Origin of the sequence: Aeromonas sp. A600620, assembly GCF_029479985.1 — a bacterium.
GTDB lineage: Bacteria > Pseudomonadota > Gammaproteobacteria > Enterobacterales > Aeromonadaceae > Aeromonas > Aeromonas veronii_A.
The window spans coordinates 178088-202721 of sequence record NZ_JAAKXB010000004.1 but is presented as its reverse complement, the minus strand read 5'-3'; the positions used below and the strand labels follow the sequence as shown (position 1 = coordinate 202721).

The window sequence follows — 24634 nt, the reverse complement described above, 5'->3', positions numbered from 1 at the left end:
CCCTTTTGCGCAAATTAAAACGCCCGGCTGTTGCCGGGCGTTTTTTTATGAAAGCCGTGCGGGTGGACAGCCTGGCTCAGATGCCTGAGCCGTCGTTCTCGCCATTTTCCTCGTGCAAACCGCATTCGCGCTTGAGGCCGAAGAAGCGGGTCTGCTCCTCGCTCATACCGGGCTCCCACTTGGTGGTGGTGTGCACGTCGCCCACCGACAGGTAGCCCTGCTCCCACAGCGGGTGGTAGGGCAGGTCGAACTCCTTGAAGTAGTAGAAGACGTCCTTGTTGCTCCAGTCGATCACCGGCAGGAACTTGAAGCGGCCGCGCTGGATGGCCAGCACCGGCAGCTTGCCCCGGCTGCCGGACTGCTCCCGGCGCAGGCCGGAGAACCAGGTGCGGGCACCCAGCTCGTTCAGGGCGCGGTCCATCGGCTCTACCTTGTTGAGCTGGTTGTAGCGGGTGATCCCCTCCACCCCCTGCTCCCACAGGAGGCCAAATCGCGCCTCCTGCCAGGCCGGGCTGAGCTCGGCCCGATAGATCTTGAGATTTAGCGCGAGGCGCTCGGTCAGCTCGTCGATAAAGCGGTAGGTCTCCGGGAACAGATAACCGGTATCGGTCAGCACTACGGGCACGTCGGCCCGCTCGCGGCTTACCAGATGGAGCATCAGCGCCGCCTGAATGCCGAAACTGGATGAGAGCACATGCTCCCCCGGCAGATTGGCCAGGGCCCAGCGCACCCGCTCGGTGGCACTCATGGTATCCAGCTCGCGGTTGAGGGGCGCGAGTGCCTCGACTTGCTCCTCACGGCCGAGGGCCAGCAGCGCCTGCAGGTCAAGGCGGCCATCTTCAGTGACATTAAGCGGCAGATTAAGCTGCATAGAAGTCCCTCGCAGAATCGATAACGGGTGCAATCACCCCAACCCGGATCACGAAGTCGCCAAAGCATTCGCCCTGATTGCGCTCGGTGGCCCAGCGGCCGATCAGTCGATCCAGCTCGGCCAGGATCTGCGGCTCAGTGATGTTCTCGAGGTGCAGGCGCGGAATGCGGGTGCCCTCCAGGTTGCCACCCAGATGGAGGTTGTAGCGGCCGGGCGCCTTGCCCACCAGACCCACTTCCGCCAGCATGGCGCGGCCGCAGCCGTTGGGGCAACCGGTGACCCGGAAGATGATGGCGTCATCCGCCAGCCCATGTTTGGTCAGCAGCCCTTCGATATCGGTGACAAACGCCGGCAGCATGCGCTCGGCCTCGGCCATCGCCAGCGGGCAGGTGGGCAGGGCCACACAAGCCATGGACTGCTTGCGCTGCTCGCTCACGCCGTCATCCAGCAGGCCGTATTGGCGTGCCAGCCCTTCGATGCGGGCCTTCTCGCTGGCAGGCACCCCGGCGATGATCAGGTTTTGGTTGGCGGTCAGGCGAAAATCCCCCTGATGCACCTTGGCGATCTCCAACATGCCGGTTTTGAGCGACTTGCCCGGGAAGTCAAGCAGGCGGCCATTCTCGATAAACAGGGTGAGGTGATGCTTGCCGTCGATCCCCTCGACCCAACCGAAGCGATCGCCACGGCTGGTGAACTCATAGGGACGAACCGGCCCGAACTGGATGCCGGCGCGGCTCTCGACCTCTGCCTTGAAAGCCTCGACGCCAACGCGCTCCAGGGTGTACTTGGTCTTGGCGTTCTTGCGGTTGACCCGGTTGCCCCAGTCGCGCTGGGTGCTGACGACGGCAGCCGCCACCTCCAGTACGTGGGAGAGCGGAATAAAGCCAAAGTCGCTCGCCTTGCGCGGGTAGGTGCTGGTGTCGCCGTGGGTCATGGCCAGACCCCCGCCCACCAGCACGTTGAAGCCCACCAGCTTGCCACCTTCGGCAATCGCCACGAAGTTTAGGTCGTTGGCGTGGATATCCACGTCGTTGTGAGGCGGGATCACCACGGTCGTCTTGAATTTGCGCGGCAGGTAGTTGGAGCCCAGGATCGGCTCCTCGTCCTGCCCCAGTTTTTCACCATCCAGCCAGATCTCCACGTAGGCGCGGGTCTTGGGCAGCAGGTGTTCGGAGATCTTCTTGGCCCACTCGTAGGCCTCCTGATGCAGCTCGGACTCCACCGGGTTGCTGGTGCAGAGCACGTTGCGGTTCACATCGCCAGCGGTGGCGATGGAATCGATGCCGGTGCTGTTGAGGGTCTGGTGCATCAGCTTGATGTCGCGCTTCAATACCCCGTGGAACTGGAAGGTTTGACGGGTAGTCAGGCGGATGCTGCCGTAGAGGCTGTGCTCTTCGGCGAACTTGTCGATGATCTGCCACTGGGCCGGGGTGATGATCCCACCCGGCAGGCGGGCACGCAGCATGACGTTGTGCAGCGGCTCCAGCTTCTGGGCGGCGCGCTCCGGGCGGATGTCGCGGTCATCCTGCTGGTACATGCCGTGAAAGCGGATCAGCTGGAAGTTGTCGCCGTTGAAGCCGCCGGTGAGCGGATCCTGCAGATCTTGCTCTATGGTGCCGCGCAGAAAGTTGCTCTCGCGCTTGAGGCGTTCGTTGTCGGCCAGCGGTCCTTCGACCGGCCCCGCTTTTGGGTGAGAAAGAGGTTGTTTGCTCATCAATAGACATCCCTTTGATAACGTTTGGCACGACGCAATTCGCTCAAATACTCTTCTGCTTCCTCACGGCTCTTGTGGCCATGTTCGGCAATCACATCCAGCAGGGCCTCCTGCACATCCTTGGCCATCCTGTTGGCGTCACCACACACATAGAAGTGAGCGCCTGCTTCCAGCCACTGGTAGAGCTCAAGCCCTGCCTCGCGCAGACGGTCCTGCACATAGATCTTGTTGGCCTGATCCCGGCTGAAGGCCAGGGAGATCTTCGACAGCAACCCCGATTTCACATAACGCTGCCACTCCACCTGATAGAGGAAATCCTGGGTAAAGTGGGGGTTGCCGAAGAAGAGCCAGTTCTTGCCTTCCGCGCCCTGAGCTTCCCGCTCCTGCATAAAGGCGCGGAACGGGGCGATGCCGGTGCCCGGGCCCACCATGATGACGGGTGTGTCGGGATTGGCGGGCAGGCGGAAGTTGTCGTTGTGCTCGATGAATACCCGCACCTCGCCATCCTCAATCAGCCGATCCGCCAGATAGGAGGAGGCGGCGCCAGAGCGCACTGTGCCATCTTCCTGCGGGTAGCGCACCACGCCGACGGTCAGGTGCACCTCCTCTTCGACTTCGCTCTGTGCGGAGGCGATTGAGTAGAGGCGCGGGGTGAGGGGTCGCAGCAGGCCAACCAGCTGCTCGGCCGTGAGCGCGGTCGGGAAGCGTTTCAGCACATCCACCACCTGAGCGGAGGCGACCAGTGTATTTACCTGGGCCTTGTCACCGGCCAAGTCTTTCAGCGCCGCGTTGTCCGATATATCAGCGAGCCCTGTGATAAAGCCGCCGTGCAGCCGGGTCAGTTCGAAGTGACCGGTCAGGGCGGCGCGCAAGGTGCCGTGGGCCGTGGCTTCATCGCCAGAGAGGCCGGTCAGGGCCAGCACTTCCCCCACCAGGTCGGCGTCGTTGTCGAACCAGACGCCGAGGGCATCACCCGGTTGATAGGTGATGCCGGAGTCGGCCAGATTGATCTCGATATGGCGGATATCCTTGGTGGAATCCCGGCCGGTGATCTTCTGATTGACCGACAGGCGGGCAGGGAAGGGGTTCTCCTTGCTGTACTGGCTGTGGCCAACCGCCTGCTGCACCGCGCTGGCTACGCTGCTGCTGGCCGCTCCGGTAGAGAGGGTCGCGGCAATGGCGTTGAGTGCCTGTTCGCCCCACGCCTTGGCGGCATCCTGATAATCCACATCGAGGCTGGCGAGTTCATAAATGCGCTCGGCCCCTGCGCTGGCGAGGAAGTTGTCAAAATCTTTGCCGGTCTGGCAGAAAAATTCGTAGGAGCTGTCACCCAGCCCCAGCACCGCGAACTTGAGGCCGTCCAGCTTGCCGATCTTGCCTTTTTTAAGCTGCTCGAACAGATCGACGGCGCTCTCCGGCGGTTCACCCTCCCCGTAAGTGCTCACTACCACCAGCAGATGGCTCTCTTTCTTGAGCTGCTTGGGTTTGTAGTCGGCCATCGACGCGAGGGTGGCCGGTAGACCACGGGCTTCGGCCTGCGCCTTGATGGCAGTAGCGACACCTTTGGCGTTGCCGGTCTGGGAGCCGTAGAGAATAGTTAGGCTACCGCTGGGAGCCACGACTTCTGCGCCTGCGGTCGCAACGGGCTGGATGCCCACCTGGGAGAGGCCGTAGAGATATCCGCTCACCCAAGCCAGTTGCTGGGTATTGAGGGTCGAGAGTACCTGACCCAGCTGACGTTGCTGCTCGTCAGAGAGGGGGGAGAGGTTGAATGGGGAATCCTTCAATTGCATCACACGCGTCTTCCATGGTCTGATTTTTGGCCAGATTAAAGGGCGTGTTGGCTAACAACAAAGAATAAAAATATCTTCTTTATTCCATTATTGAATTTTGAAAGTGATTTTGCGGTAAAGGAGATAGAAAAACGCCCCGCTGTTGCGGGGCGTTTTCAAGCTATCGCGCTCGGGATGGATCCCGGCGGGCATGAACCTTACTTCTGCGGACGCAGGGCCGGGAACAGAATGACGTCACGGATGGTGTGGCTGTTGGTAAACAGCATGACCAGACGGTCGATACCGATACCCTGACCGGCAGTCGGCGGCAGGCCGTGTTCCAGCGCGGTGACGAAGTCGGCGTCGTAGAACATGGCTTCGTCGTCGCCAGCTTCTTTCTGATCAACCTGATCCTGAAAGCGCTTGGCCTGATCTTCAGCATCGTTCAGCTCGGAGAAGCCGTTGGCCAGCTCGCGGCCACCGATGAAGAATTCGAAGCGATCGGTTACATCCGGGTTCACGTCGTTGCGGCGAGCCAGCGGAGAAACGGCTGCCGGGTACTCGGTGATGAAGGTCGGTTGCAGCAGCATGTGCTCCACGGTCTCTTCGAAGATCGCGGTGATCACGTGGCCCAGCTCCCAGCCCTTCATCAGCTCGATGTGCAGACGCTTGGCAACGGCCTTGGCGCTCTCGAGGGTCGCCAGATCGTCCAGAGTTACATCCGGGTTGAACTTCAGGATGGACTCGACCATGGTGAGACGCTGGAACGGCTGACCGAAATCGATGGTCAGACCCTCTTCGCCCTCTTTGGCGTAACGGATCTTGGTGTCGCCCAGAATGTCCTGCGCCAGAGTGCGCAGCAGCTCTTCGGTCAGGTCCATCAGATCGATGTAGTCGGCGTAGGCCATGTAGAACTCGATCATGGTGAACTCGGGGTTGTGACGAACCGAGATACCTTCGTTACGGAAGTTGCGGTTGATCTCGTAGACACGCTCGAAGCCACCAACCACCAGACGCTTCAGGTAGAGCTCCGGAGCGATACGCAGGTACATGTCGATGTCCAGCGCATTGTGGTGAGTGACAAACGGACGCGCGGAAGCACCACCCGGGATGACTTGCATCATCGGGGTTTCCACTTCCATGAAGCGCTTTTCATTGAAGAATTTACGGATACCGGCAACCACCTGGGTGCGGATCATGAAGGTCTTGCGGGACTCTTCGTTGGCGATCAGATCCAGGTAGCGCTGGCGGCAGCGGGCTTCCTGGTCGGTCAGGCCTTTGTGCTTCTCGGGCAGCGGACGCAGCGCCTTGGTCAGCAGGCGGATATCGGAAACGTGAACGGAGAGCTCACCGGTCTGGGTCTTGAACAGGGTCCCTTCGACACCCACGATGTCGCCCAGATCCCACTTCTTGAACTGCTCGTTGTAGAAACCTTCCGGCAGGTCGTCACGGGTGACGTAGACCTGGATCTTGCCGGCCATGTCCTGCAGGGTGGCGAAAGAAGCCTTGCCCATGATCCGGCGGGTCATGATGCGACCGGCAATCTTCACCCGTTTACCCAGGCTCGTCAGCTCCTCGGCGCTCTTGTCGTCGAACTCTGCGTGCAGATCGCCAGAGAGGCTGTCGCGACGGAAGTCGTTGGGGAAAGGATTACCCTGGGCGCGCAGGGCGGCCAGCTTGGAACGACGCTCGGTCATCTCGTTGTTGAGTTCGAGAGTGTGGTCGACTTCCGGAGTGATGGTTTGTTCAGACATGGTGATTCCTGCTTGTTTACAGACCTGATTTCAGGCTGGCTTCGATAAACTTGTCCAAGTCACCGTCGAGCACCGATTGGGTATTACGGGTTTCGACGCCGGTGCGCAGATCCTTGATACGGGAGTCATCCAGCACATAGGAACGGATCTGGCTGCCCCAACCGATATCAGACTTGGTCTCTTCCAGGGCTTGTTTCTCAGCGTTCTGCTTCTGAATTTCCAGCTCGTAGAGCTTGGCTTTCAGCTGCTTCATACACTGGTCTTTGTTTTTGTGCTGGGAACGGTCGTTCTGGCACTGTACCACGACACCGGTCGGAACGTGGGTAATACGTACCGCGGATTCGGTTCGGTTAACGTGCTGACCACCGGCACCGGAGGCACGGTAGACGTCGATCCGCAGATCCGCCGGGTTGATCTCGATATCGATATCGTCGTCGATCTCGGGGTAGACGAACACAGAACAGAAGGAGGTGTGACGGCGGCCACCGGAATCGAACGGAGACTTGCGAACCAGACGGTGTACGCCGGTTTCGGTACGCAGCCAGCCGAATGCATATTCGCCGGTGAACTTGATGGTGGCGGATTTGATACCGGCCACGTCGCCTTCGGAGCATTCAATCAGCTCGGGCTTGTAGCCGTGGGCATCGCCCCAGCGCAGGTACATGCGCAGCACCATGTTGGCCCAATCCTGCGCTTCGGTACCACCGGAGCCGGACTGGATGTCGATATAGCAGTCGGAGCCGTCGTGCTGGCCGGAGAACATGCGGCGGAACTCGAGGTCCACCAGCTTGGCTTCCAGTTGCTCGGATTCGGCGATAGCTTCGTTGAAGGTCTCTTCGTCTTCTCCTTCCACGGCCAGGCTCACCAGCATCTCGACGTCATCCACGCCCTGGGTCAGGGTGTCGATGGTGCCGACCACGTTTTCCAGCGCGACGCGCTCTTTGCCCAGCGCCTGTGCGCGCTCGGGTTCATTCCATACGTCCGGCTGTTCCAGCTCGGCGTTGACCTCTTCTAGACGCTCTTTCTTGGCGTCATAGTCAAAGGTACCCCCTAAGAAGCTCGGTCCGCTCAGACAGCTCCTTAAGTTTATTTAATACGGGATTAACTTCGAACATCGTGAAAACTCTCAGGGTCGATGTGATTTAAAAACGGGATATTCTAGCCAATTGTGGAAGGAATAAACAGGGTTGCCTTGGCTTGTGCGGCTCATGCCGTCAATTTCTGGTGCACTTTTCTCCACCTCGGTAGAAAATATCGCCCGCCGACCCATTTTCAGGTTCAGTTTTGGCCATTCGGGTCGCTAATGACTACGTGTAGTGTTGTGCAATTTAGGGAAAAACCCGCTCCTCACCTCAATAAGAAGAACACATGATGAAAAACCTGTCACTCAAGCAGAAGATACTGTTGTCAGTGGTGATCGCCCTTTCGCTGGTGATCTCGTTGCTCTCCTGGCAGAGCTATAGCAGCCAGAAGAGTCTGTTGCTGCAAGGCAGCCAGGAGCAGTTGCAGCGGTTGGGCACCCAGCAGGCCGAGCGTGTCAGCGACTGGCTCGCCGCCCGTCGCGACGTCATTCAGGCGCTTGGCAACAAGGCCGGTGTCGACCCCCTCAATGCCTTGCAACAGGCACAAGTTTCCGGCCGTTTCCAGCTCACCTATTTCGGTGAGAGCAGCGGCAAGATGAATGACTCCGATCCCTCCATCAACCGCGATGGCTACGACCCGCGCTCCCGTGGCTGGTATCAGGAAGCAATGGGCAAGGGCGGCCTGATTGTCACCAAGCCCTATCTCGACGTGGCTTACAACATCATGGTGGTGACCCTGGCCCAGCCGGTTTCTGGCGGGGTAGTCGGTGGTGACCTCTCCATCGCCTCGCTGGTGGAGGACGTCACCAAGATGAAGCTGCCGGCCGATGGTTTTGCCATCATGATGCACAAAGACGGCACCATCATCGCCTACAAGGATGCCGCCAAGGCGATGAAACCGGCCACCGAGATCGACAACGATCTGACCAATGCGCTGATCGAGCAGAGCAAGGCCAGCAACGGTCTGGTGGCGGCCTACTTCGACAACGAAGGACGTGACAAGCTGCTGTGGGCGGTCGATATCCCCGACACCGACTGGGAACTCGTGTTGGTGCTGGACAAGGCCGCGCTGGAAGCGCCGCTCTCCTCCCTGCTGATGACCCAGCTGGGCATGGCGCTGCTGGTGCTGGTGGGCAGTATCCTCGCTATCTCCTGGCTGGTCAGCATGCTGCTGGGCCCGCTCAGCAAGGTCTCCCAGGCACTGGCACGCATTGCCGATGGTAACGGCGATCTGACCCAGCGCATCAAGATCGATGCCAACGATGAAGTGGGTCAGCTGGCGAACAGCTTCAACCGCTTCGTCGGCAGCCAGCACCAGCTGATCGGTAATATCCGCCAGCTGGCCAACGAGCTGAACGCCGATGCCGAGCGCAGTCTGGTGACCAACCAGGCCGCGGTGGACGAGCTGCAGCGTCAGCAGCAGGAGGTGACCATGGTCGCCACTGCGGTCACCGAGATGGCGAGCGCCACCATGGAGATCGCCGGCAACGCCGAGAACACCGCCGCCGCTGCCCAGCAATCTGCCCAGAGCAGTGAGCAGGGCAAGATGCTGGTCAACAAGACCCGCCAGTCCATCAATGGTCTGGCTGAAGAGGTGGGGCAGGCGACCGAGGTGATCGGCGAGCTGAGCCGTCACGCGCAGGCGATCACCAGCATTCTCTCCACCATTCAGGGGATTGCCGAGCAGACCAACCTGCTGGCGTTGAACGCGGCCATCGAAGCGGCCCGTGCTGGTGAGCAGGGTCGTGGTTTTGCGGTGGTGGCTGACGAGGTGCGGGTGCTGTCTCGCCGTACTCAGGACTCCACCCAGCAGATCCAGTCCACCATCGAGACCCTGCAACAGACCACCGCCCGCGCGGTGAGCCTGATGCAGACCAGTCAGGGGCTGGCGGACAACAGCGTGCAGGATGCGGATCAGGCGGTGCGCGCACTGGAAGAGATCACCAGTGCCATCTCCCTCATCTCCGACATGGCGGGCCAGATCGCCACTGCCGCTGAGGAGCAGACCCAGGTGACCGGCGAGATCACCCAGAACACCACCGCCATCAAGGATGTGAGTGACGAGATCACCGCCGCCGCCATGCGCGATCTGGATCAGGCCCAGAGTCTCAAGGGACGGGCAGCTGACCTTAACCAGCAGGTGTCGACCTTTATCCTGTAAGGTGCAACTCTCGGCCTGTTCCGGCTGAGATAAAAAAGCCCCGCCCTCTGTCGAGTGCGGGGCTTTTTGTTGTTCGGGGAAGTGCGGGATATAGGGATTCCGGGTTGCTCGCGGGTCACCCTGGTGGCGGATACGAGCCCCGGCTCTGCCTGCGTCACCTGGCGAGTCGATAACAAACAAAGAGCCCACCGAAAGGTGGGCTCTGATCATATACGTCTGACGGAAAGGGAATTACAGGAATGGCATCGCCATAAACAGCTTGATCACCATGGCGTTGATGATGTCGATAAAGAAGGCGCCCACCATGGGCACCACCAGAAACGCCAGGTGGGAGGGACCGAATCGCTGGGTGATGGCCTGCATGTTGGCGATGGCGGTCGGGGTGGCCCCGAGGCCAAAGCCGCAGTGACCTGCCGCCAGCACGGCTGCATCATAGTTGCTGCCCATGACCCGGAAGGTGACGAAGATGGCGTAGAGCGCCATTGCCACGGTCTGGGCGGCCAGCAGAATGAAGATGGGCAGGGCCAGGCTGGCCAGATCCCACAATTTCAGGCTCATCAGTGCCATGGCGAGGAACAGCGACAGGCTGACGTTGCCCAGCAGGGAGACCTCGCGATCGCTCACCTCATGCCAGTTCAGCAGGGTTAGGACGTTGCGCAGCAGCACGCCGACAAACAGCACGCAGACAAAGATCGGCAGCTCGAAGGCGCCCCCTTTGAGAGAGGCCGAGAGCAGCTCGCCACCCTTGAGGCTGATGGCTATCAATGCCAGCGTTTCGATAACGCTGAAAGTGGTGAGGGGGCGCTCCATATCTGGCATTTCGAAGCCCTGGGGGGCCTCATCCTGATTGTGCTCCTCACCGGGCACCTGCACTTTCTTCACCAGATAGCGAGCCACCGGGCCACCGATCAGGCCGCCCAGCACCAGACCGAAGGTGGCGCAGGCGATGGCGAGTTCGGCAGCGGATTGCACGCCGTATTTCTCGGAGAAGGTGGCACTCCAGGCCGCCCCGGTGCCGTGGCCGCCGGAGAGAGTGATGGAGCCGGCCAGCAGCCCCATATGGGGATCCAGACCGAGCAGGGTCGCCAGACCGACACCCAGACTGTTCTGCACCAGCAGCAGGCCGGTGACCACCATCAGGAAGGTAACCACCGCCTTGCCGCCGCGTTTCAGGCTGGCGAGATCGGCGGAGAGACCGATGGAGGCGAAGAAGGCCAGCATCAGCGGGGTTTGCAGGCTGGTATCAAATTGCAGCTCCATCTGCAGGGTGGAGCGCAGCAGCAGCAGTACCAGCGCGACCACCAGGCCGCCGGCTACCGGTTTGGGGATGTTGAAGGTACGCAGCAGCCCGACTCGGGTAACCAACACCCGGCCAAGCAGCAATACCAGAGTGGCAGCGACCAGCGTTGCGTAGGAATCAAGTTGTAACATTCAGTACTCCCATGTTGATTGGCTGTGTCTTTCATAGCAAAAGACTTACAGATTCAGCCGGGATGAAAACAGTGTGGCTCATGCGCCAACAAAGAAGGGGAAACATCTCCCCGCCCCAGGAAAGATGGGGCTTGTGCGGGCCTGAAATGCTCAGGCATCCAGATGAGATTTTAGTAAAATCCGGCGGATTGTAGCAAAAAGCATCGTTTAATTCCATCTTTGTCGTATTAATGCTCGTTTTAGTGGTTTATTGTGACATTTAGCACTATGTAGGTAGAGGGCAGAAAAGCCGAAAAGGGTGCATGGAACGGCTGTCATTTGGGGCGCCAGTCTCTATAATTCGCCGGTTTCCGCTGCACGCAGAGGCGCTGGCGGGCGTTGACATTGTGGTTCACCCCGACATGGTTCATGTTCCGGCGGTGTTCACTTCATCAAGAGGAGAGGGTGTGAAGAAGTCTATCTACATTGCCTACACAGGCGGCACCATTGGGATGCAGCGTTCCGATCACGGCTACGTGCCGATGGCGGGCTTTATGGAAGACTGTCTGGCGCGGATGCCCGAGTTCCACCGCCCCGAGATGCCGGATTACCATATCCACGAATATGCGCCCCTCATCGACTCCTCCGACATGACCCCGGCGGATTGGCAGCGCATCGCCGAGGATATTCGCGACAACTACGAGAAATACGATGGTTTCGTGATCCTGCACGGCACCGACACCATGTCGTTCACCGCCTCGGCGCTCTCCTTCATGCTGGAAGATCTGCACAAGCCGGTCATCATCACCGGCTCCCAGATCCCGTTGGCCGAGTTGCGCTCCGACGGTCAGCAGAATCTGCTCAACGCCCTCTATATCGCGGCCAACTACCCGATCCACGAGGTGACGCTGTTCTTCAACAACCAGCTCTATCGCGGCAACCGCAGCAAGAAGGTGCATGCAGACGGCTTCCACGCCTTCGACTCCCCCAACTATCCGCCGCTGCTCAATGCCGGGATCGCCATCTCGCTGGAGGCGGGCGAGCTGGGCGTGCCCTCCGAGCGGCCGCTGGTGCTGCACGACATCACCCCCCAGCCCATCGGCGTGGTGACCCTCTATCCGGGGATCTCCAGCGAGGTGATCGCCAACATCCTGCAACAGCCGGTGAAGGCGCTGATCCTGCTGTCATTCGGGGTCGGCAATGCGCCGCAAAACCCGGCCATGCTGGCGCTGCTCTCCGAGGCTTCGGCCCGCGGCGTCATCATCGTCAACCTGAGCCAGTGCCTGCACGGCAAGGTCAATATGGGGGGCTATGCCACCGGCAACGCCCTGTCGCGGGCTGGGGTGATCTCGGGCTTTGACATGACCGCTGAAGCTGCACTCACCAAGCTGCACTTCCTGCTGAGCCAAGACTTGCCATCCCACCGCATTCGCGAGCTGATGCAGCAGTCCCTGCGCGGGGAGCTGACTCCCTAAGCGATGCGGCCCTCACCCTAACCCTCTCCCGGCGGGAGAGGGGATAGCTCGAGGTGCGGTTGGCCGCAAGGCTTGCCATGAAGAGCGTTGGCAGGTGGCCCGTTCACTGTTCGCAGGTGCGAGCCTGCTCCCTTCTCCCCCTGGCGGGAGAAGGGTTGGGGATGAGGGGGATGAGTCACCCGGCATCGATAGGAAAAAAGAGGGGAGCCATCATGGCTCCCCTCTCTGTTGTGGCCGCCACGAGCGGCCTGCCGGGTCAGGCTCAGTGGTTGAGGTCGACCCGCACTATCTCTTCCTCATCGCGATACTGACGCTTGAGCTCGCTCTTGCTCTTCATCACAATCTCGCCGTCACGGCCGATGTTCATGTGCTCGGGATTGTCGAGGTGCATCGCCTGCCAGGCCATCACGGCTTGCAGGGAGGTGGCCTTCTGCTCGTCGGTGAGGGGCTTGCCATCGGGCCACTTGCCCAGCTCGACTGCGGTCTTGAGCCGCTCGTACACCTCTTCGGGCATCTGCCTGATTGCTTGCAAAAACTCACCCTGTTGAAACGACATCCGGCCTTCTCCTTGAACTATTGAGCCATAAACTGCGGGATCTGACGGGTCATGCAGGTAGACTCTATCGGTCTATGCAGGCAGATCCTGGCGGACTACGCCAGCCATCTGCTCCATCACCCGCACTACCTGACAACTGTACCCGAACTCGTTGTCATACCATACGTAGAGCACACAATGATCCCCCTCGGCGATGGTCGCCTGGGAGTCGACGATGCCCGCATAACGGGAACCCACCATGTCGGAAGAGACCAGCTCGGTGCTGGCGCTGAAGTCGATCTGGCGATGGAGGGCCGAGCTTAACGCCATCTGCTGCAGATAGGCGTTGAGGCTCTCCCGATCGGTGGCCTGCTCCAGCGACAGGTTGATGATGGCCAGCGAGACATTGGGTGTGGGCACCCGGATGGCGTTGCCGGTCAGCTTGCCCTTGAGTTCCGGCAGCGCCTTGGTCACCGCCTTGGCGGCGCCGGTGCTGGTCATCACCATATTGAGGGCCGCGCTGCGACCGCGCCGCTCCCCCTTGTGATAGTTGTCGATGAGGTTCTGATCGTTGGTGTAGGAGTGGACCGTCTCCACGTGGCCGTGGCGGATGCCGTACTGCTCCTGCATCACCTTGAGCACCGGGGTGATGGCGTTGGTGGTGCAGGAGGCGGCGGAGATGATCTTGTCATCCGGGCCTATCACCTCATGGTTGACCCCGAACACCACGTTCTTCATCTCCCCCTTGCCGGGGGCGGTCAGCAGCACCTTGCCAGCACCGCGCGCTTTCAGGTGCTCGGAGAGGCCAGCCTCATCGCGCCAGACCCCGGTGTTGTCGACGATCAGCGCATCGTGAATGCCGTAAGCTGTGTAGTCGATGTCAGCCGGGCTATTGGCGTAGATCACCTGAATGAAGGTGCCGTTGGCGATGATGGCGCTGCGCTCCACATCCACCTCGATGGAGCCATTGAAGGGACCATGTACCGAGTCGCGGCGCAGCAGGCTGGCGCGTTTTTCCAGATCCCCGTCGCGACCACCGCGTACCACGATGGCGCGCAGGCGCAGCGGATTGGCGGCGCCGGTACGCTCGATCAGCAGGCGGGCCAGCAGGCGGCCGATACGGCCAAAGCCGTAGAGCACCACGTCGGTCGGCTGCGGCATCTGGTTGCGGCCAAGGGCCGGTGCCAGTCGCGCTTGCAGATAGTCCTCGATCCCCGCCTCATCCTGATGATCCTGCCAGTAGCCGACTGCCAGCTTGCCAAGGTCTACCTCGGCAGCGGTGGGTTTGAGGGCAACGATGGCCTGAAGCAGGGGGAAGCTTTGCTGGATGGGGAGGGGAGCGCCCTGGTGGCGGCGGACGACCCGGTGGGCCTTGAGGATATCGATGGTGGAGGCGTTTTGCAGTGGGCGGCCGTAGAGGGTGATCTCGACCCCTTGTTGTCGGTAGAGGCGACCAATCAAGGGTTGCATGGCTTCGGCGAGCTCCTGGCTCTCCTGCCACGCTTGCAAGTAGTGCTCGTGGGTCATTGACCAGATCCTTTATTTCACGTTGTTGGTGTAAATAGAAAATTCGTCGAATGCAGATCAGTGTAGGGGTCTATATTTCGTTATATTATTCTGCAATCGCGGCCTTATATGGCGCGCGCATTGTAATGGATATGTAACCGGTTTGCTAGCCGGTGGTGGCCGACAGAGGCTTCAGTTGTTACCAACCCGCGTTACCAACAAGATGTGAATCATGGCCAATTTCCCCCTGCGACAGACCTTCATCATGCTTTCAGTCGGCCTTGCCGTAGCTGGCTGCAATGACGATCGGATCCACAATATCTGCAGCAACCATGCCGAGCTCTGTCAGGATCTGGTGGACGATGGCTGGTGTCGCTACGAGCGTACCGATGTGATCCGCAGCCGCTTCTATCTCAAGGAGGAGGGAACGGATCGGCGCAAGTACGAGCTGATGCGCAACCTTGAGCGCTATCTTAAGTGTGCCGAGCGCTCTACCAACATCGAGTATAAGAATGCCCGCGAGCAGAAGAGCCCACGGGTGGAGGGGATGCTGGCGGCTGGCGAACAGTTGACCCAGCTCGATGTGGCCACCCGCAACTCGCAGGATCCCTACTTGCTGCTCTGGCACTGGACCAACAACACCAACGAGCTGGCCCGTCAGCAGTTTATGGCGCTGGAAGGTAACAAGGTGCTCGACGAACCGGAACTTCAGCTGGCCCTTGGCGGAGCCTACGCCAAGAGCGACCCCGAGAAAGCTATTTCCATCATGCATCACGGCCTCTCCCTCTATCGGGAAGGTGACAAGATAAACAGCCGCCTGCTCACCTCCCTCAGCACCCTCTATATGGGCCAGAAGCAGTACGGGCTGGCCTATCTGTGGGGCAAGGTGAGTGAGTCTTTTCAGGATGCGCCAGAGGTCTCTGCCAGGCGTTTTGGTATTTATCACACCCTGAGCAAAACAGATCAGGATGCCTACGACGTGCGAGCGGCTGAAATAGTCGATCAACTGAAACACGGCAGCTATCGGCACTGAGGCTCTGATGATTGCACTATCCCCGGCCAGCTGCTGGTCCGCACCTTTTTCCCTCTCGTTTGTCCATGGCGAGGTGATCACCGATGGCCATACCCTGGAACGCCTTACGGTACGTGCCGTAGTACTCCGTGGCGACGAGTTGCTGCTGGTCCACTCCCGGGTCAACGGTGATCTGATGTTTCCTGGCGGCGGCGTTGAAGCGGGGGAAAACCACCATGTGGCGCTGGCCCGCGAGCTGAAGGAGGAGTGCGGTGCCGAGTTGCTGGAAGTAGGGACCCTGCTTGGCGAGACCCGGGAATACCGCGCCGCCCGCGAGCCGGGGTTCGATGCCTACTGCATCCGCTCGCTGTACTACTTGTGCCGGATTGGTGATCAACTGGTGGAGCCACAGCCACAGCCCTACGAGATCCGCCTTGGCTTCGTGCCCGGCTGGTTTGGCCTCGACGAAGCGCTGCAGACCAACAAGACCCAGCTGGCGGGGCCCTGTCCCCAGTGGACGGCGCGAGAGACCCGGGTGTTGGCCCAGTTGCAACGCTGGCATCAGCAGGGGGTCTTCGACCACGGCTGATGAGTAGATCAAGCTGCAACGGTCAGTGATACCAACAGAAAGAGCGCCAATAGGCGCTCTTTTTCATTGCGAGGGTGGCGGTTACTGGCCGCTCTATCGTGCGAGGTTACTTGACCTCTTCGCCCTTGGCTTGCAGATCCGCGTGATAGGAGGAGCGTACGAAAGGACCGCAGGCGGCGTGGGTAAAGCCCAGCTCCATGGCGACATCTTTCAGCTCGTCAAACTCTGCTGGCGGCACGTAGCGCTTGACCGGCAGGTGGTGGCGGCTTGGCTGCAGATACTGACCCAGGGTCAGCATGTTGACGCCGTGAGCGCGTAGATCCTTGAGCACCTCGACGATCTCTTCGTTGGTCTCGCCAAGGCCCATCATCAGACCGGACTTGGTCGGTACATGGGGGTGCATCTCCTTGATACGGCGCAGCAGCTCCAGCGACCACTTGTAGTCGGCACCCGGGCGAGCGACGCGATACATGCGCGGCGCAGTTTCCAGGTTGTGGTTGAAGACGTCCGGCGGCGTTTCGCGGAACACCTCAAGGGCCTGCTCCATCCGGCCACGGAAGTCCGGGGTCAGGATCTCGATGCGGGTCTGCGGGCTGTGCTCGCGGATCTCGCGGATGCAGTCGGCGAAGTGCTGGGCACCGCCGTCGCGCAGATCGTCGCGGTCCACCGAGGTGATCACCACATACTTGAGGTTCATCTCCTTGATGGTGAGCGCCAGCTTCTTCGGTTCTTCCGGATCGAGTGCCAGCGGGCGGCCGTGGGCCACGTCGCAGAAGGGGCAGCGACGTGTGCAGATCGCGCCCATGATCATGAAGGTGGCCGTGCCGTGGTTGAAACACTCCGCCAGGTTGGGGCAGGAGGCCTCTTCACAGACCGAGTGCAGCTTGTTCTTGCGCAAGGTGCTCTTGATGTGTTCGATCTTCTGGCTGGAAGGGGGGAGTTTGATCCGCATCCAGTCCGGCTTGCGAAGGATTTCTTCGTTGGGATCCGGCATGAATTTCACCGGGATCAGGGCCATCTTGTCGCCATCGCGCAGCTTGACGCCCGGCTCCATACGAACGGGTTTGCTCATGATTCACTCTCGGTGTTTGTTATTGTCTGATAGCCAATCAGGCTGGCCAGTTCGGCCACCAGAATGGATTGCGCCTCGGCCACGCTCTGCGGGCCGCCCAGGGCGCTGGTCTGGGTCATGGCCATGCCCGCATAGCCGCACGGATTGATGTGCAGGAAGGGGGTCATGTCCATGTTGATGTTGAGGGCCAGCCCGTGGAACGAGCAACCCTTGCGGATGCGTAGTCCCAGCGAGGCCAGTTTGGCCTCCATGCCCAGATCGTTTTTCACATAGACCCCGGGGGCATCCGCCTTGGCATAGGCCTGGATATCGCTTCTGGCGAGGGTGTTGATGATGGCTGTTTCCAGCGCGGTCACCAGCTCGCGGACCGAGAATTTGCAGCGGCGGACATCCACCAGGACGTAGAGTACCAGCTGGCCCGGGCCGTGATAGGTCACCTGACCGCCGCGATCGCTCTGCACCACCGGGATATTGCCCGGATTGAGCAGGTGTTCGGCCTTGCCGGCCTGGCCCTGGGTGTAGACGGGGTCATGTTCGACCACCCAGAACTCGTCCGGGGTGTCGCTGGTGCGGTTGTCGGTGAAGGCTTTCATGGCGTCCCATACCGGCTGGTAGGGGCGGCGACCCAGCTGCCTGACTATCAGGCTGTGCTGAGCGGGGATCTGGGATGACATGGTGTCCTCGTGGCGTGCTGCGGCCAAAAACAGTCGCCCCGCAGAACGGGGCGAGAGAGAAATTACAGTACGTATTTCACCAGCTCGATCTTGCCAAGCGCAGTGTACATCGCTTCGATGTGCTCTTTGCTCTGGGCTGTCACGGTCACGCGAACCGAGTGGTAGTTCCCCTTGGAGCTTGGCTGGACGGTCGGGCTGTAGGTACCCGGAGCGTGCTGCTGCAGCACTTCAACCACCATATCCGGCAACGCAGGATCCGCGATGCCGAGTACCTTGAACGGGAATTTGCAGGGAAACTCCAGCAGTTCATCAAACTTGGTATTCATTTACTCACCTTTTTCGTCATCAGCATGATGACTTCATCTTGGATGGCTAGTGGCCGATGGCCCGTGGAGGCCGCCATTTCAAGTCTGTATGGGGGCGGCTAAACCCTATATGGGCGCCGCACACTCCGGGATCAAGGCCGGGAGCGGTCAGACAAGGATGGAAGTGCTGCTTTTTACCACAAATCAGGGTAAGGCGGAACCTGCAGTTTACAGGGTTATTCACTGCCATTGTCCGGCGCAGACAGCAGCGGCGCCTGTTGGCGCCGCTGTTTGGTGAGGATTGTGCGTCGGATTACTTGAACCAGCTGGTGACCAGCAGTACCAGGTAGTCCCACAGACGGCTCATCAAGCCACCTTCCTGCACCTCTTCCAGAGCGACCAGCGGTACCTGCTTGATCTCTTTGTCACCCTGCTTCAGGAACACGGTACCAACGCGTTGACCCTTGGCCAACGGGGCTTTCAGCTCGCTGTCGAGCTGGAAGTCTGCCTTGAGGTTGTTGCCCTGACCGCGGGTGACCAGCACGGAGACATCCTTGTCGACGCCCAGTTTCACTTCAGATTTGTCGCCCATCCAGATCTTCTGGGTGACCAGCTCGGTGCCTGCCTTGTACGGAGTCAGGCTCTGGAAGAAGCGGAAGCCGTAGGTGAGCAGTTTCTTGCTCTCGGCGGCGCGGGAGGCTTCGCTGCTGGCGCCCAGTACCACGGCGATCAGGCGCATGCCTTCGTTGTTGGTGGCAGAGGAGACCAGGTTATAGCCGACCTGGCTGACGTGGCCGGTCTTGATGCCATCCACTTGCAGGGATTGATCCCACAGCAGGCGGTTGCGGTTGTGCTGGGTGATACCGTTGAAGACGAAGGATTTCTGGGAGTAGATCTTGTACTCCTCCGGCTGATCATGGATCAGTGCCTGACCCAGGCGGGCCATATCACGGGCTGTACTGTAGTGACCCTCTTCATCCAGACCGTGGGGGTTCTTGAACTGGGTGTCCTTCATGCCGAGCTTGGCGGCCCAGGCATTCATCAGGCTGGCGAAGGAGTCGGTACTGCCGGCCAGATGTTCGGCCATGGCGACGCAGGCATCGTTGCCGGACTGGATGATGATGCCCTTGTTCAGGTCATCGACAGAGACCTGCTTGCCCACCTCGATAAACATCTTGGAGGAGTCTGAGTAGTTCTTGGACCAGGCGTTCTGGCTGATGGTCACCATGTCGGTGCCCTTGATGTTCCCCTTGTGCAGCTCGTCGCCAACGATGTAGGAGGTCATCATCTTGGTCAGGCTGGCAGGGGGCAGACGCTCGTCGGCGTTCTGCTCGGCCAGCACCTGACCGGAGTAGTAGTCGATCAGGATATGGGCCTTGGCGGAGATCTCCGGCGCGGCGGGAACCACCACTGGGTTGGCGTTCGGCGTGGGTGTCGGCACCGGCGTATTGGCCTGAGCGGTTACGCTGATCAGTGAGGCCAGAAGAACTGAACGGGCAAATTTGGACATCTTGAAATTCCTGCGAGCCAGATGGGGATAAAATGCGGGCCTAACTATACCAGATGCGCCCGCAGGTTATAGTCCGACATGGCGATCATGACTGGTTTTTTATCCATCAATCCCTGCCATCACGCCATAAAGCGACGTGATGGCGGGGCCGGGAGATTGGTCACCGCCGCTGTCAGAGGAGGGATCAGGGTACGATAAAGGCCTGTTCCAGTCCCCCTTGCCGTACTTTTTCCAGCAGTGCGGCTTGTTTATCCGCCTCCACCGGGCCGATCAAGACCCGGAAGATGGCGCCATGGGCTTCAATCCGGTAGGGCACACCATGGCGCTGGGTCATCACCTTGCCCATCGCCTCGGCCCGATCCCGGGAGCCGCTGGCCAGTACCTGGATCATCTTGCCATCCCCACTGCTGGCAGGAGCTGCGGCCTTGGCTGGCGCTGGATTGACAGGTGCCGCTTTGGCGGGCTTGGCGGCGGGTGCCTTGACGGGAGCTGGTTCGGCAGCGGGAGTGGCCATCGCCAGTGCGGTTGGTTCACCCAAGAAGCCATCTTGCGACAGCGTGTTGGAGGCCGCAGCCGGAGTGGTCGGAGTCATTTCGATGGGCTTCATTGGCTCCATGATCACCATCTGATCCGGAGTGTCGCTGATCAGCTCCAGCCGTACTCGGGCTTCACCGCTATCGACCATCTCCAACTGCTTGGCCGCTGCGTAGGAGAGGTCGATCAGGCGCGGGCTGTTGAATGGGCCGCGATCGTTGACCCGCACTATGGTCTCCAGCCCGTTGTCCAGATTGGTGACCCTCACATAGCTCGGGATGGGCAGGTTGCGGTGGGCGGCACTGAACAGCTTGCTGTCCAGCACATCGCCGTTGGCGGTCTTCTGGCCGTCCAGATCCGGCGACAGCCAGCTGGCGGTGCCCTCTTCGCTGTAGTGTTTGATGTCGCGCCACACCTCGTGCTTCTGCTTGCCGATCCAGTAGTCCCGGTTGCCGCTGGCACTCAGGGGCTCGGGGCGCGGAATGGCGCCGGTGGCTTGCGGGATCTCGATAACGGGTGGCTTGCTGACCGGTGCTTGCGGCTCGATGGGGGCGCTCTGTTCCGGCTGGCTGCTACAGGCGGCCAGCAACAAGCTCAGGCTGAGCGGGAGGAGTTTGTGACGAAGATGCATACGCTTCCTGAATGGCTTGGCTAAGTTGATACACCGCCATCGCATAGAGTGGGCTGCGATTGTAACGGGTGATCACATAAAAGTTATGCCGTGCGACCCAGTATTCCGGTCCATCGGCTTGGGCAAACGCCAGCAACTTGACCGGCGTCTGTGGGGCCAGCGGCGTGGCGAGCTCAATCCCTGCCGCCGCCAGTTCTGACCACTGTTGTGTTAGCTCGGGCTCAGGCCTGAGTAGAGGTTCGACTGCCATCAACCCGATCTGGGCCGGTTCCACCACGGATTCGCCCCAGCGCCACTGGTGGCTGGCAAAATAGTTGGCCACGCTGCCGATGGCATCGACCGGGTTGGCAAACAGATCCCGCTTGCCATCCCCGTCAAAATCGACGGCGTAGTGGCGATAGCTGGAGGGCATGAACTGCCCCATCCCCATAGCGCCGGCATAGGAGCCCTTGAGGGTATCGAGTTGCCACCCTTCCTCTTTGGCCAGCACCACCAGCTGGGCAAACTCCTTGGCAAAGAAGTCGGCCCGCTCGGGGTAGTGAAACCCCAGGGTGTAGAGGCTATCGAGCACCGGATGACGGCCCATCTGACGACCATAGAAGGTTTCTACCCCTATGATGGCCACGATGAGCGAGGCGGGCACCCGATAGGTCTGCTCGGCTCGCGCCAGCGTGGCGGCATGCTGTTGCCAGAACAGCTGGCCGTCACGGATGCGATCCGGGGTAACGAACAGCGGCCGGTAGCGATGCCAGGGTTTGGCTTCCCACGGCTTGCTGATGGTGTCGAGCACCTCTTGGCGCAACTGGGCGCGGGCGACCGCGGCCTGCAACTCCGCCAGCGGCACCTGTTGCTGTTCGGCGAGCAGGGCCAACCGATCCGGCGCCACAGCGGCGGTCGCCATCGTGGTGGCGAGCGAGAGCAGCAATCCAACCCGTCTCATCAGGCGAGTAGTCTTCTATGAGTCTGGATGGACATCAGGATACCGAATCCGGCCATCAGGGTCACCATGGAGGTGCCGCCATAACTCACCAGCGGCAGGGGCACCCCTACCACCGGCAAGATGCCGCTCACCATGCCCATGTTGACGAACACATAGACGAAGAAGGTGAGGGTGATGGCGCCGCCCAGCAGTCGCTCGAAGCTGTTCTGGGCCTGCATCGAGATAAACAGGCAGCGGCTGATGACGTAGAGGTAGAGCACCAGCAGCAGGGCAACCCCCACCAGACCGAACTCCTCGCTGAATACCGCGAAGATGAAGTCAGTATGGCGCTCGGGCAGGAACTCCAGCTGGGACTGGGTCCCTTGCAGCCACCCCTTGCCGAAGACGCCGCCGGAGCCGATGGCAATTTTGGACTGGATGATGTGATAGCCGCGGCCGAGCGGGTCTTTCTCTGGGTCGAGCAGCATCAGCACCCGCTGGCGCTGGTAGTCGTGCATCAGGAAGAACCAGAGCACCGGCATAAAGGCCAGCATCAGTAGAACCGCCAAGCCGATCAGCCACCAGCTGAGCCCCGCCAGAAAGATCACGAAGAAGCCGGAGGCGGCCACCAGAATGGAGGTGCCAAGGTCCGGCTGGGCGGCGATCAGCAGGGTGGGCAGCAGCACCATGATGAGGGCGATCACCACATGGCTGAACTTGGGTGGCAGCGAGTGGCGACTGAGCCAGGCCGCCACCATGATCGGCATGGAAAGCTTCATCACCTCGGAGGGCTGGAACTTCATAAAGCCCAGATCGAGCCAGCGCTGGGCCCCCTTGCCGATGTGGCCGAACACGTCCACCGCAATCAGCATCAGCACCACCACGGCGAACAGCGGCACCGACCAGCGGGCGTAGAGGGAGGGGGGCAGCTGGGCCAGGCCGATCATTAGGGCAAAGGCGAGACCGCCGCGCACCAGCTGGCGCACGATGGAGTCCATATCCTGACCGGAGGCGGAGTAGAGCACCACCATGGAGAGGGTCATCACGGCCAACAGCCCCAACAGCAGGGGCAGGTCGATATGCAGCTTGTACCAGATACTCTGCTGGCGGGCTGAATTACTCATGGGGGGCGACCTCACTCGGTTGGGACGGCTTTTCCGGTGCCGGTGGCAGTTGCGGATCTGGGGGCAGCAGATAGGCATCCAGCATCTGGCGTGCAATGGGCGATGCAGCCCGGCCACCACCACCACCAATGGAGTTTTCCAGCACCAGTGCGACGACCGCTTTGGGCGCCTCAAAGGGGGCATAGGCAACGAACAGGGCGTTATCGCGATGTTCCGCCTTGACGGTCTTGATGTTGTAGACCTGATTTTCCTTCAAACCGACTACCTGCGCAGTGCCTGATTTACCACCTGACGAGTAGGGGGCCTTTGCAAATGCATGACGGCCACTGCCTTCACTGCCATGGTTGACGCGCCACATGCCGTCCTGGGCTACTTTCCAGTAGCTGTCGCTCTTGAGCTTGAGGGCGATGTTGGGGTTGACCGGGGCATCGACCACCCCCGCCTGCGAAGCGGTGCTCTTGAGCAAGTGCGGCGTCACGTCGTGGCCGTTTTGGGTCAGGATGCTGATCGCCTTGGCCAGTTGGAGCGGGGTGGCGCTCCAGTAGCCCTGACCGATACCGACAGAGATGGTGTCACCCTGATACCAGGGCTGGCGCCAGCGGGCCATCTTCCAGTCACGAGACGGCATGACACCCTTGGTCTCTTCATAGAGATCGACCCCGGTGTACTGACCGAAGCCGAACTTGGTCATATAGCTGTGGATCTTGTCGATGCCGACCCGATAGGCGAGATCGTAGAAGTAGGTATCTGCCGAGACCTCGATGGCGCGATAGACGTCGAGCCAGCCATGACCCCAGCGGCGCCAGTCGCGAAACTTCTTGGTGGTACCGGGAATGGAGAAGCTCGGGCCGCCGAAATAGCGGTAGCCCGGGGTGATGGCCCCCTCGTTGAGACCCATGATGGACATCATGGGCTTGACGGTGGAGGCAGGGGCATAAATGCCCTGAGTGGTGCGGTTCACCAGCGGCCGTGCCGGATCGTTGAGCAGTGCCGAGTAGTTGGCGCTGGATATGCCTGTCACGAACAGGTTGGGGTCATAACTCGGGCTCGACTCCAGCGCCAGGATGGCACCGGTTTTCGGGTTCATCATCACGATGGCACCACGCTGGCCGGCCAGCAGTTGCTGGGCCTTGAGCTGCATCCGGACGTCGATATTGAGGTAGATATCCTTGCCCGGAACCGGAGGCTGGAACTTGAGGGTGCGGACAATCCGGCCGCGGTTGTTGACCTCGACCTCCTGATAACCCGCCACCCCGTGCAGCTCATCCTCGTAATACTTCTCCACCCCCTGCTTGCCGATATCCTTGGTGGCGGCATAGTTGGCGAGTTTGTCCTCTTTTTCGAGACGCTCCACGTCGCGGGTGTTGATCTTGGCCACATAACCCAGCGCATGGGTCAGGGTGTCGCCAAACGGGTAGTAGCGCTTGAGGTAAGCCTCGATACTGGCTCCCGGATAGTTGTGCTGGTTGACCGAGAAGAGTGCCACCTGATATTCGGTCAGCTTTTCGTAGAGAGGGACCGGCTTGAAGCGACGTTGGCGTTTCACCTCGGTCAGAAACTTCTCTTTGGTGCCTTCCGGCAGCCCCAGCAGGGCGATCAGCTGGTCAGCGGTTTTTTCAAGATCCCTAGTCTCTTCCGGGACGATTTCCAGACTGTAGACAGGGCGGTTCTCCGCCAGCAGCACGCCGTTGGTGTCGTAGATGAGACCCCGGGGTGGCGCCACCGGCACTACCCGGATGCGGTTGGAGTTGGAACGCGTCTGGTAGGTGTCGTAGGACTCGACCTGCAGATAATAGAGATTGCCCAGCAGCACCAGCATCAGCACGACGATGCCGATGTAGGCTACCAGGGTGCGCCGGAAGAACAGATTGCCCTCGGCACTGTGATCGCGCATTTCGATGCGTTGTTTCAGCATGCCTTTACCTCAAGACCCTTGGGGGCAATAAGAGCAGGAACTGCATTGTTCACTCTCTGTGATAGGGGT

20 protein-coding genes are annotated in these 24634 nt (G+C 60.4%); 4 read left to right on the top strand and 16 right to left on the bottom strand.

Annotated elements, in window-relative coordinates; all coding sequences use genetic code 11:
* Positions 1-76: 76 nt before the first annotated feature.
* From G5533_RS07725 to prfB, 5 genes are all read right to left on the bottom strand, one after another.
* A complete protein-coding gene (locus G5533_RS07725; RefSeq protein WP_441254675.1) occupies positions 77-871 on the bottom strand; it encodes a phosphoadenylyl-sulfate reductase in 795 nt (264 codons plus the stop codon).
* Positions 861-2585: an assimilatory sulfite reductase (NADPH) hemoprotein subunit gene (gene cysI / locus G5533_RS07720; protein ID WP_441254674.1), complete on the bottom strand. Its 1725-nt coding sequence runs from the start codon at positions 2583-2585 to the stop codon at positions 861-863. Before cysI ends, G5533_RS07725 begins: the two co-directional genes overlap by 11 nt.
* Positions 2585-4378 (bottom strand): assimilatory sulfite reductase (NADPH) flavoprotein subunit, encoded by a 1794-nt coding sequence (locus tag G5533_RS07715; RefSeq protein ID WP_216978164.1) that lies wholly within the window; start codon positions 4376-4378, stop codon positions 2585-2587. The genes cysI and G5533_RS07715 overlap by 1 nt, the downstream gene beginning before the upstream one ends.
* Before the next feature lie 197 nt (positions 4379-4575).
* Positions 4576-6111: a lysine--tRNA ligase gene (lysS, locus tag G5533_RS07710; RefSeq protein ID WP_216975654.1), complete on the bottom strand. Its 1536-nt coding sequence runs from the start codon at positions 6109-6111 to the stop codon at positions 4576-4578.
* Between the two features lie 16 nt (positions 6112-6127).
* Positions 6128-7226 (bottom strand): peptide chain release factor 2 gene (gene prfB, locus G5533_RS07705; protein ID WP_100645262.1). Its coding sequence is split into 2 segments (ribosomal slippage): positions 6128-7150 and positions 7152-7226, totalling 1098 coding nucleotides; the frame shifts between segments, so codons are not numbered across the junction.
* Positions 7227-7482: 256 nt separating this feature from the next.
* Here prfB and G5533_RS07700 point away from each other — a divergent pair.
* Positions 7483-9354 carry a methyl-accepting chemotaxis protein gene (locus G5533_RS07700; RefSeq protein ID WP_201946356.1) on the top strand — a complete coding sequence of 624 codons (1872 nt, stop codon included), beginning with the start codon at positions 7483-7485 and terminating at the stop codon, positions 9352-9354.
* 231 nt (positions 9355-9585) lie between these two features.
* Here the strand turns inward: G5533_RS07700 and gltS are convergent, their stop codons facing one another.
* Positions 9586-10785 (bottom strand): sodium/glutamate symporter, encoded by a 1200-nt coding sequence (gene gltS, locus G5533_RS07695; RefSeq protein WP_108614086.1) that lies wholly within the window; start codon positions 10783-10785, stop codon positions 9586-9588.
* A gap of 446 nt (positions 10786-11231) precedes the next feature.
* Here gltS and ansA point away from each other — a divergent pair, with 446 nt between their 5' ends.
* Complete coding sequence (ansA, locus tag G5533_RS07690) at positions 11232-12239, top strand: asparaginase (RefSeq protein ID WP_005335195.1); 1008 nt, start codon at positions 11232-11234, stop codon at positions 12237-12239.
* Between the two features lie 262 nt (positions 12240-12501).
* On the opposite strand, the gene G5533_RS07685 is transcribed toward ansA, so the two are convergent.
* Together G5533_RS07685 and G5533_RS07680 are read right to left on the bottom strand one after the other, a co-directional pair.
* Positions 12502-12795 (bottom strand): YeaC family protein, encoded by a 294-nt coding sequence (locus G5533_RS07685; RefSeq protein WP_005335194.1) that lies wholly within the window; start codon positions 12793-12795, stop codon positions 12502-12504.
* A gap of 72 nt (positions 12796-12867) precedes the next feature.
* Complete coding sequence (locus G5533_RS07680) at positions 12868-14301, bottom strand: glyceraldehyde-3-phosphate dehydrogenase (protein WP_421205092.1); 1434 nt, start codon at positions 14299-14301, stop codon at positions 12868-12870.
* 211 nt (positions 14302-14512) lie between these two features.
* Between G5533_RS07680 and G5533_RS07675 the strand changes: the two genes are divergently transcribed.
* On the top strand, positions 14513-15313 hold the full coding sequence (locus G5533_RS07675; RefSeq protein WP_441254673.1) for a DUF2989 domain-containing protein: 801 nt from the start codon (positions 14513-14515) through the stop codon (positions 15311-15313).
* 7 nt (positions 15314-15320) lie between these two features.
* Entirely contained in the window at positions 15321-15881 is a 561-nt protein-coding gene (locus G5533_RS07670) for an NUDIX hydrolase (protein ID WP_441254672.1), read from the top strand.
* Positions 15882-15987: 106 nt separating this feature from the next.
* Here the strand turns inward: G5533_RS07670 and lipA are convergent, their stop codons facing one another.
* The 8 genes from lipA to mrdA all read right to left on the bottom strand — a co-directional run bounded on the left by lipA (position 15988) and on the right by mrdA (position 24565).
* On the bottom strand, positions 15988-16953 hold the full coding sequence (lipA, locus tag G5533_RS07665; protein ID WP_139740976.1) for a lipoyl synthase: 966 nt from the start codon (positions 16951-16953) through the stop codon (positions 15988-15990).
* Positions 16950-17627 carry a lipoyl(octanoyl) transferase LipB gene (gene lipB / locus G5533_RS07660; protein WP_441254671.1) on the bottom strand — a complete coding sequence of 226 codons (678 nt, stop codon included), beginning with the start codon at positions 17625-17627 and terminating at the stop codon, positions 16950-16952. The genes lipA and lipB overlap by 4 nt, the downstream gene beginning before the upstream one ends.
* 62 nt (positions 17628-17689) lie before the next feature.
* Positions 17690-17953 (bottom strand): DUF493 family protein YbeD, encoded by a 264-nt coding sequence (ybeD, locus tag G5533_RS07655; RefSeq protein WP_005348100.1) that lies wholly within the window; start codon positions 17951-17953, stop codon positions 17690-17692.
* 292 nt (positions 17954-18245) lie between these two features.
* The gene (locus G5533_RS07650; RefSeq protein WP_216953014.1) at positions 18246-19442 is read right to left on the bottom strand and encodes a D-alanyl-D-alanine carboxypeptidase family protein; all 1197 of its coding nucleotides are present in this window, start codon (positions 19440-19442) and stop codon (positions 18246-18248) included.
* Between the two features lie 184 nt (positions 19443-19626).
* The gene (locus G5533_RS07645) at positions 19627-20607 is read right to left on the bottom strand and encodes a septal ring lytic transglycosylase RlpA family protein (protein ID WP_421255389.1); all 981 of its coding nucleotides are present in this window, start codon (positions 20605-20607) and stop codon (positions 19627-19629) included.
* Positions 20549-21547, bottom strand: coding sequence for a lytic murein transglycosylase B (gene mltB, locus G5533_RS07640; protein WP_304520590.1), 999 nt, complete (start codon positions 21545-21547; stop codon positions 20549-20551). Before mltB ends, G5533_RS07645 begins: the two co-directional genes overlap by 59 nt.
* The gene (gene rodA / locus G5533_RS07635; RefSeq protein ID WP_005335170.1) at positions 21547-22650 is read right to left on the bottom strand and encodes a rod shape-determining protein RodA; all 1104 of its coding nucleotides are present in this window, start codon (positions 22648-22650) and stop codon (positions 21547-21549) included. Before rodA ends, mltB begins: the two co-directional genes overlap by 1 nt.
* Positions 22643-24565, bottom strand: a complete 1923-nt coding sequence (mrdA, locus tag G5533_RS07630) for a penicillin-binding protein 2 (RefSeq protein ID WP_216953017.1) — start codon at positions 24563-24565, stop codon at positions 22643-22645. The genes rodA and mrdA overlap by 8 nt, the downstream gene beginning before the upstream one ends.
* Between the last annotated feature and the right edge of the window lie 69 nt (positions 24566-24634).

Bases quoted from the DNA above. Each gene is read 5' to 3' on its own strand.
- lipA (WP_139740976.1), bottom strand. From the start codon at position 16,953: ATGAGCAAACCCGTTCGTATGGAGCCGGGCGTCAAGCTGCGCGATGGC.
- mrdA (WP_216953017.1), bottom strand. From the start codon at position 24,565: ATGCTGAAACAACGCATCGAAATGCGCGATCACAGTGCCGAGGGCAAT.
- G5533_RS07675 (WP_441254673.1), top strand. From the start codon at position 14,513: ATGGCCAATTTCCCCCTGCGACAGACCTTCATCATGCTTTCAGTCGGC.
- G5533_RS07685 (WP_005335194.1), bottom strand. From the start codon at position 12,795: ATGTCGTTTCAACAGGGTGAGTTTTTGCAAGCAATCAGGCAGATGCCC.
- G5533_RS07700 (WP_201946356.1), top strand. From the start codon at position 7,483: ATGAAAAACCTGTCACTCAAGCAGAAGATACTGTTGTCAGTGGTGATC.
- ybeD (WP_005348100.1), bottom strand. From the start codon at position 17,953: ATGAATACCAAGTTTGATGAACTGCTGGAGTTTCCCTGCAAATTCCCG.
- G5533_RS07650 (WP_216953014.1), bottom strand. From the start codon at position 19,442: ATGTCCAAATTTGCCCGTTCAGTTCTTCTGGCCTCACTGATCAGCGTA.
- G5533_RS07680 (WP_421205092.1), bottom strand. From the start codon at position 14,301: ATGACCCACGAGCACTACTTGCAAGCGTGGCAGGAGAGCCAGGAGCTC.
- G5533_RS07715 (WP_216978164.1), bottom strand. From the start codon at position 4,378: ATGCAATTGAAGGATTCCCCATTCAACCTCTCCCCCCTCTCTGACGAG.
- rodA (WP_005335170.1), bottom strand. From the start codon at position 22,650: ATGAGTAATTCAGCCCGCCAGCAGAGTATCTGGTACAAGCTGCATATC.
- G5533_RS07725 (WP_441254675.1), bottom strand. From the start codon at position 871: ATGCAGCTTAATCTGCCGCTTAATGTCACTGAAGATGGCCGCCTTGAC.
- G5533_RS07670 (WP_441254672.1), top strand. From the start codon at position 15,321: ATGATTGCACTATCCCCGGCCAGCTGCTGGTCCGCACCTTTTTCCCTC.
- lipB (WP_441254671.1), bottom strand. From the start codon at position 17,627: ATGTCATCCCAGATCCCCGCTCAGCACAGCCTGATAGTCAGGCAGCTG.
- cysI (WP_441254674.1), bottom strand. From the start codon at position 2,585: ATGAGCAAACAACCTCTTTCTCACCCAAAAGCGGGGCCGGTCGAAGGA.
- gltS (WP_108614086.1), bottom strand. From the start codon at position 10,785: ATGTTACAACTTGATTCCTACGCAACGCTGGTCGCTGCCACTCTGGTA.
- lysS (WP_216975654.1), bottom strand. From the start codon at position 6,111: ATGTCTGAACAAACCATCACTCCGGAAGTCGACCACACTCTCGAACTC.
- mltB (WP_304520590.1), bottom strand. From the start codon at position 21,547: ATGAGACGGGTTGGATTGCTGCTCTCGCTCGCCACCACGATGGCGACC.
- G5533_RS07645 (WP_421255389.1), bottom strand. From the start codon at position 20,607: ATGCATCTTCGTCACAAACTCCTCCCGCTCAGCCTGAGCTTGTTGCTG.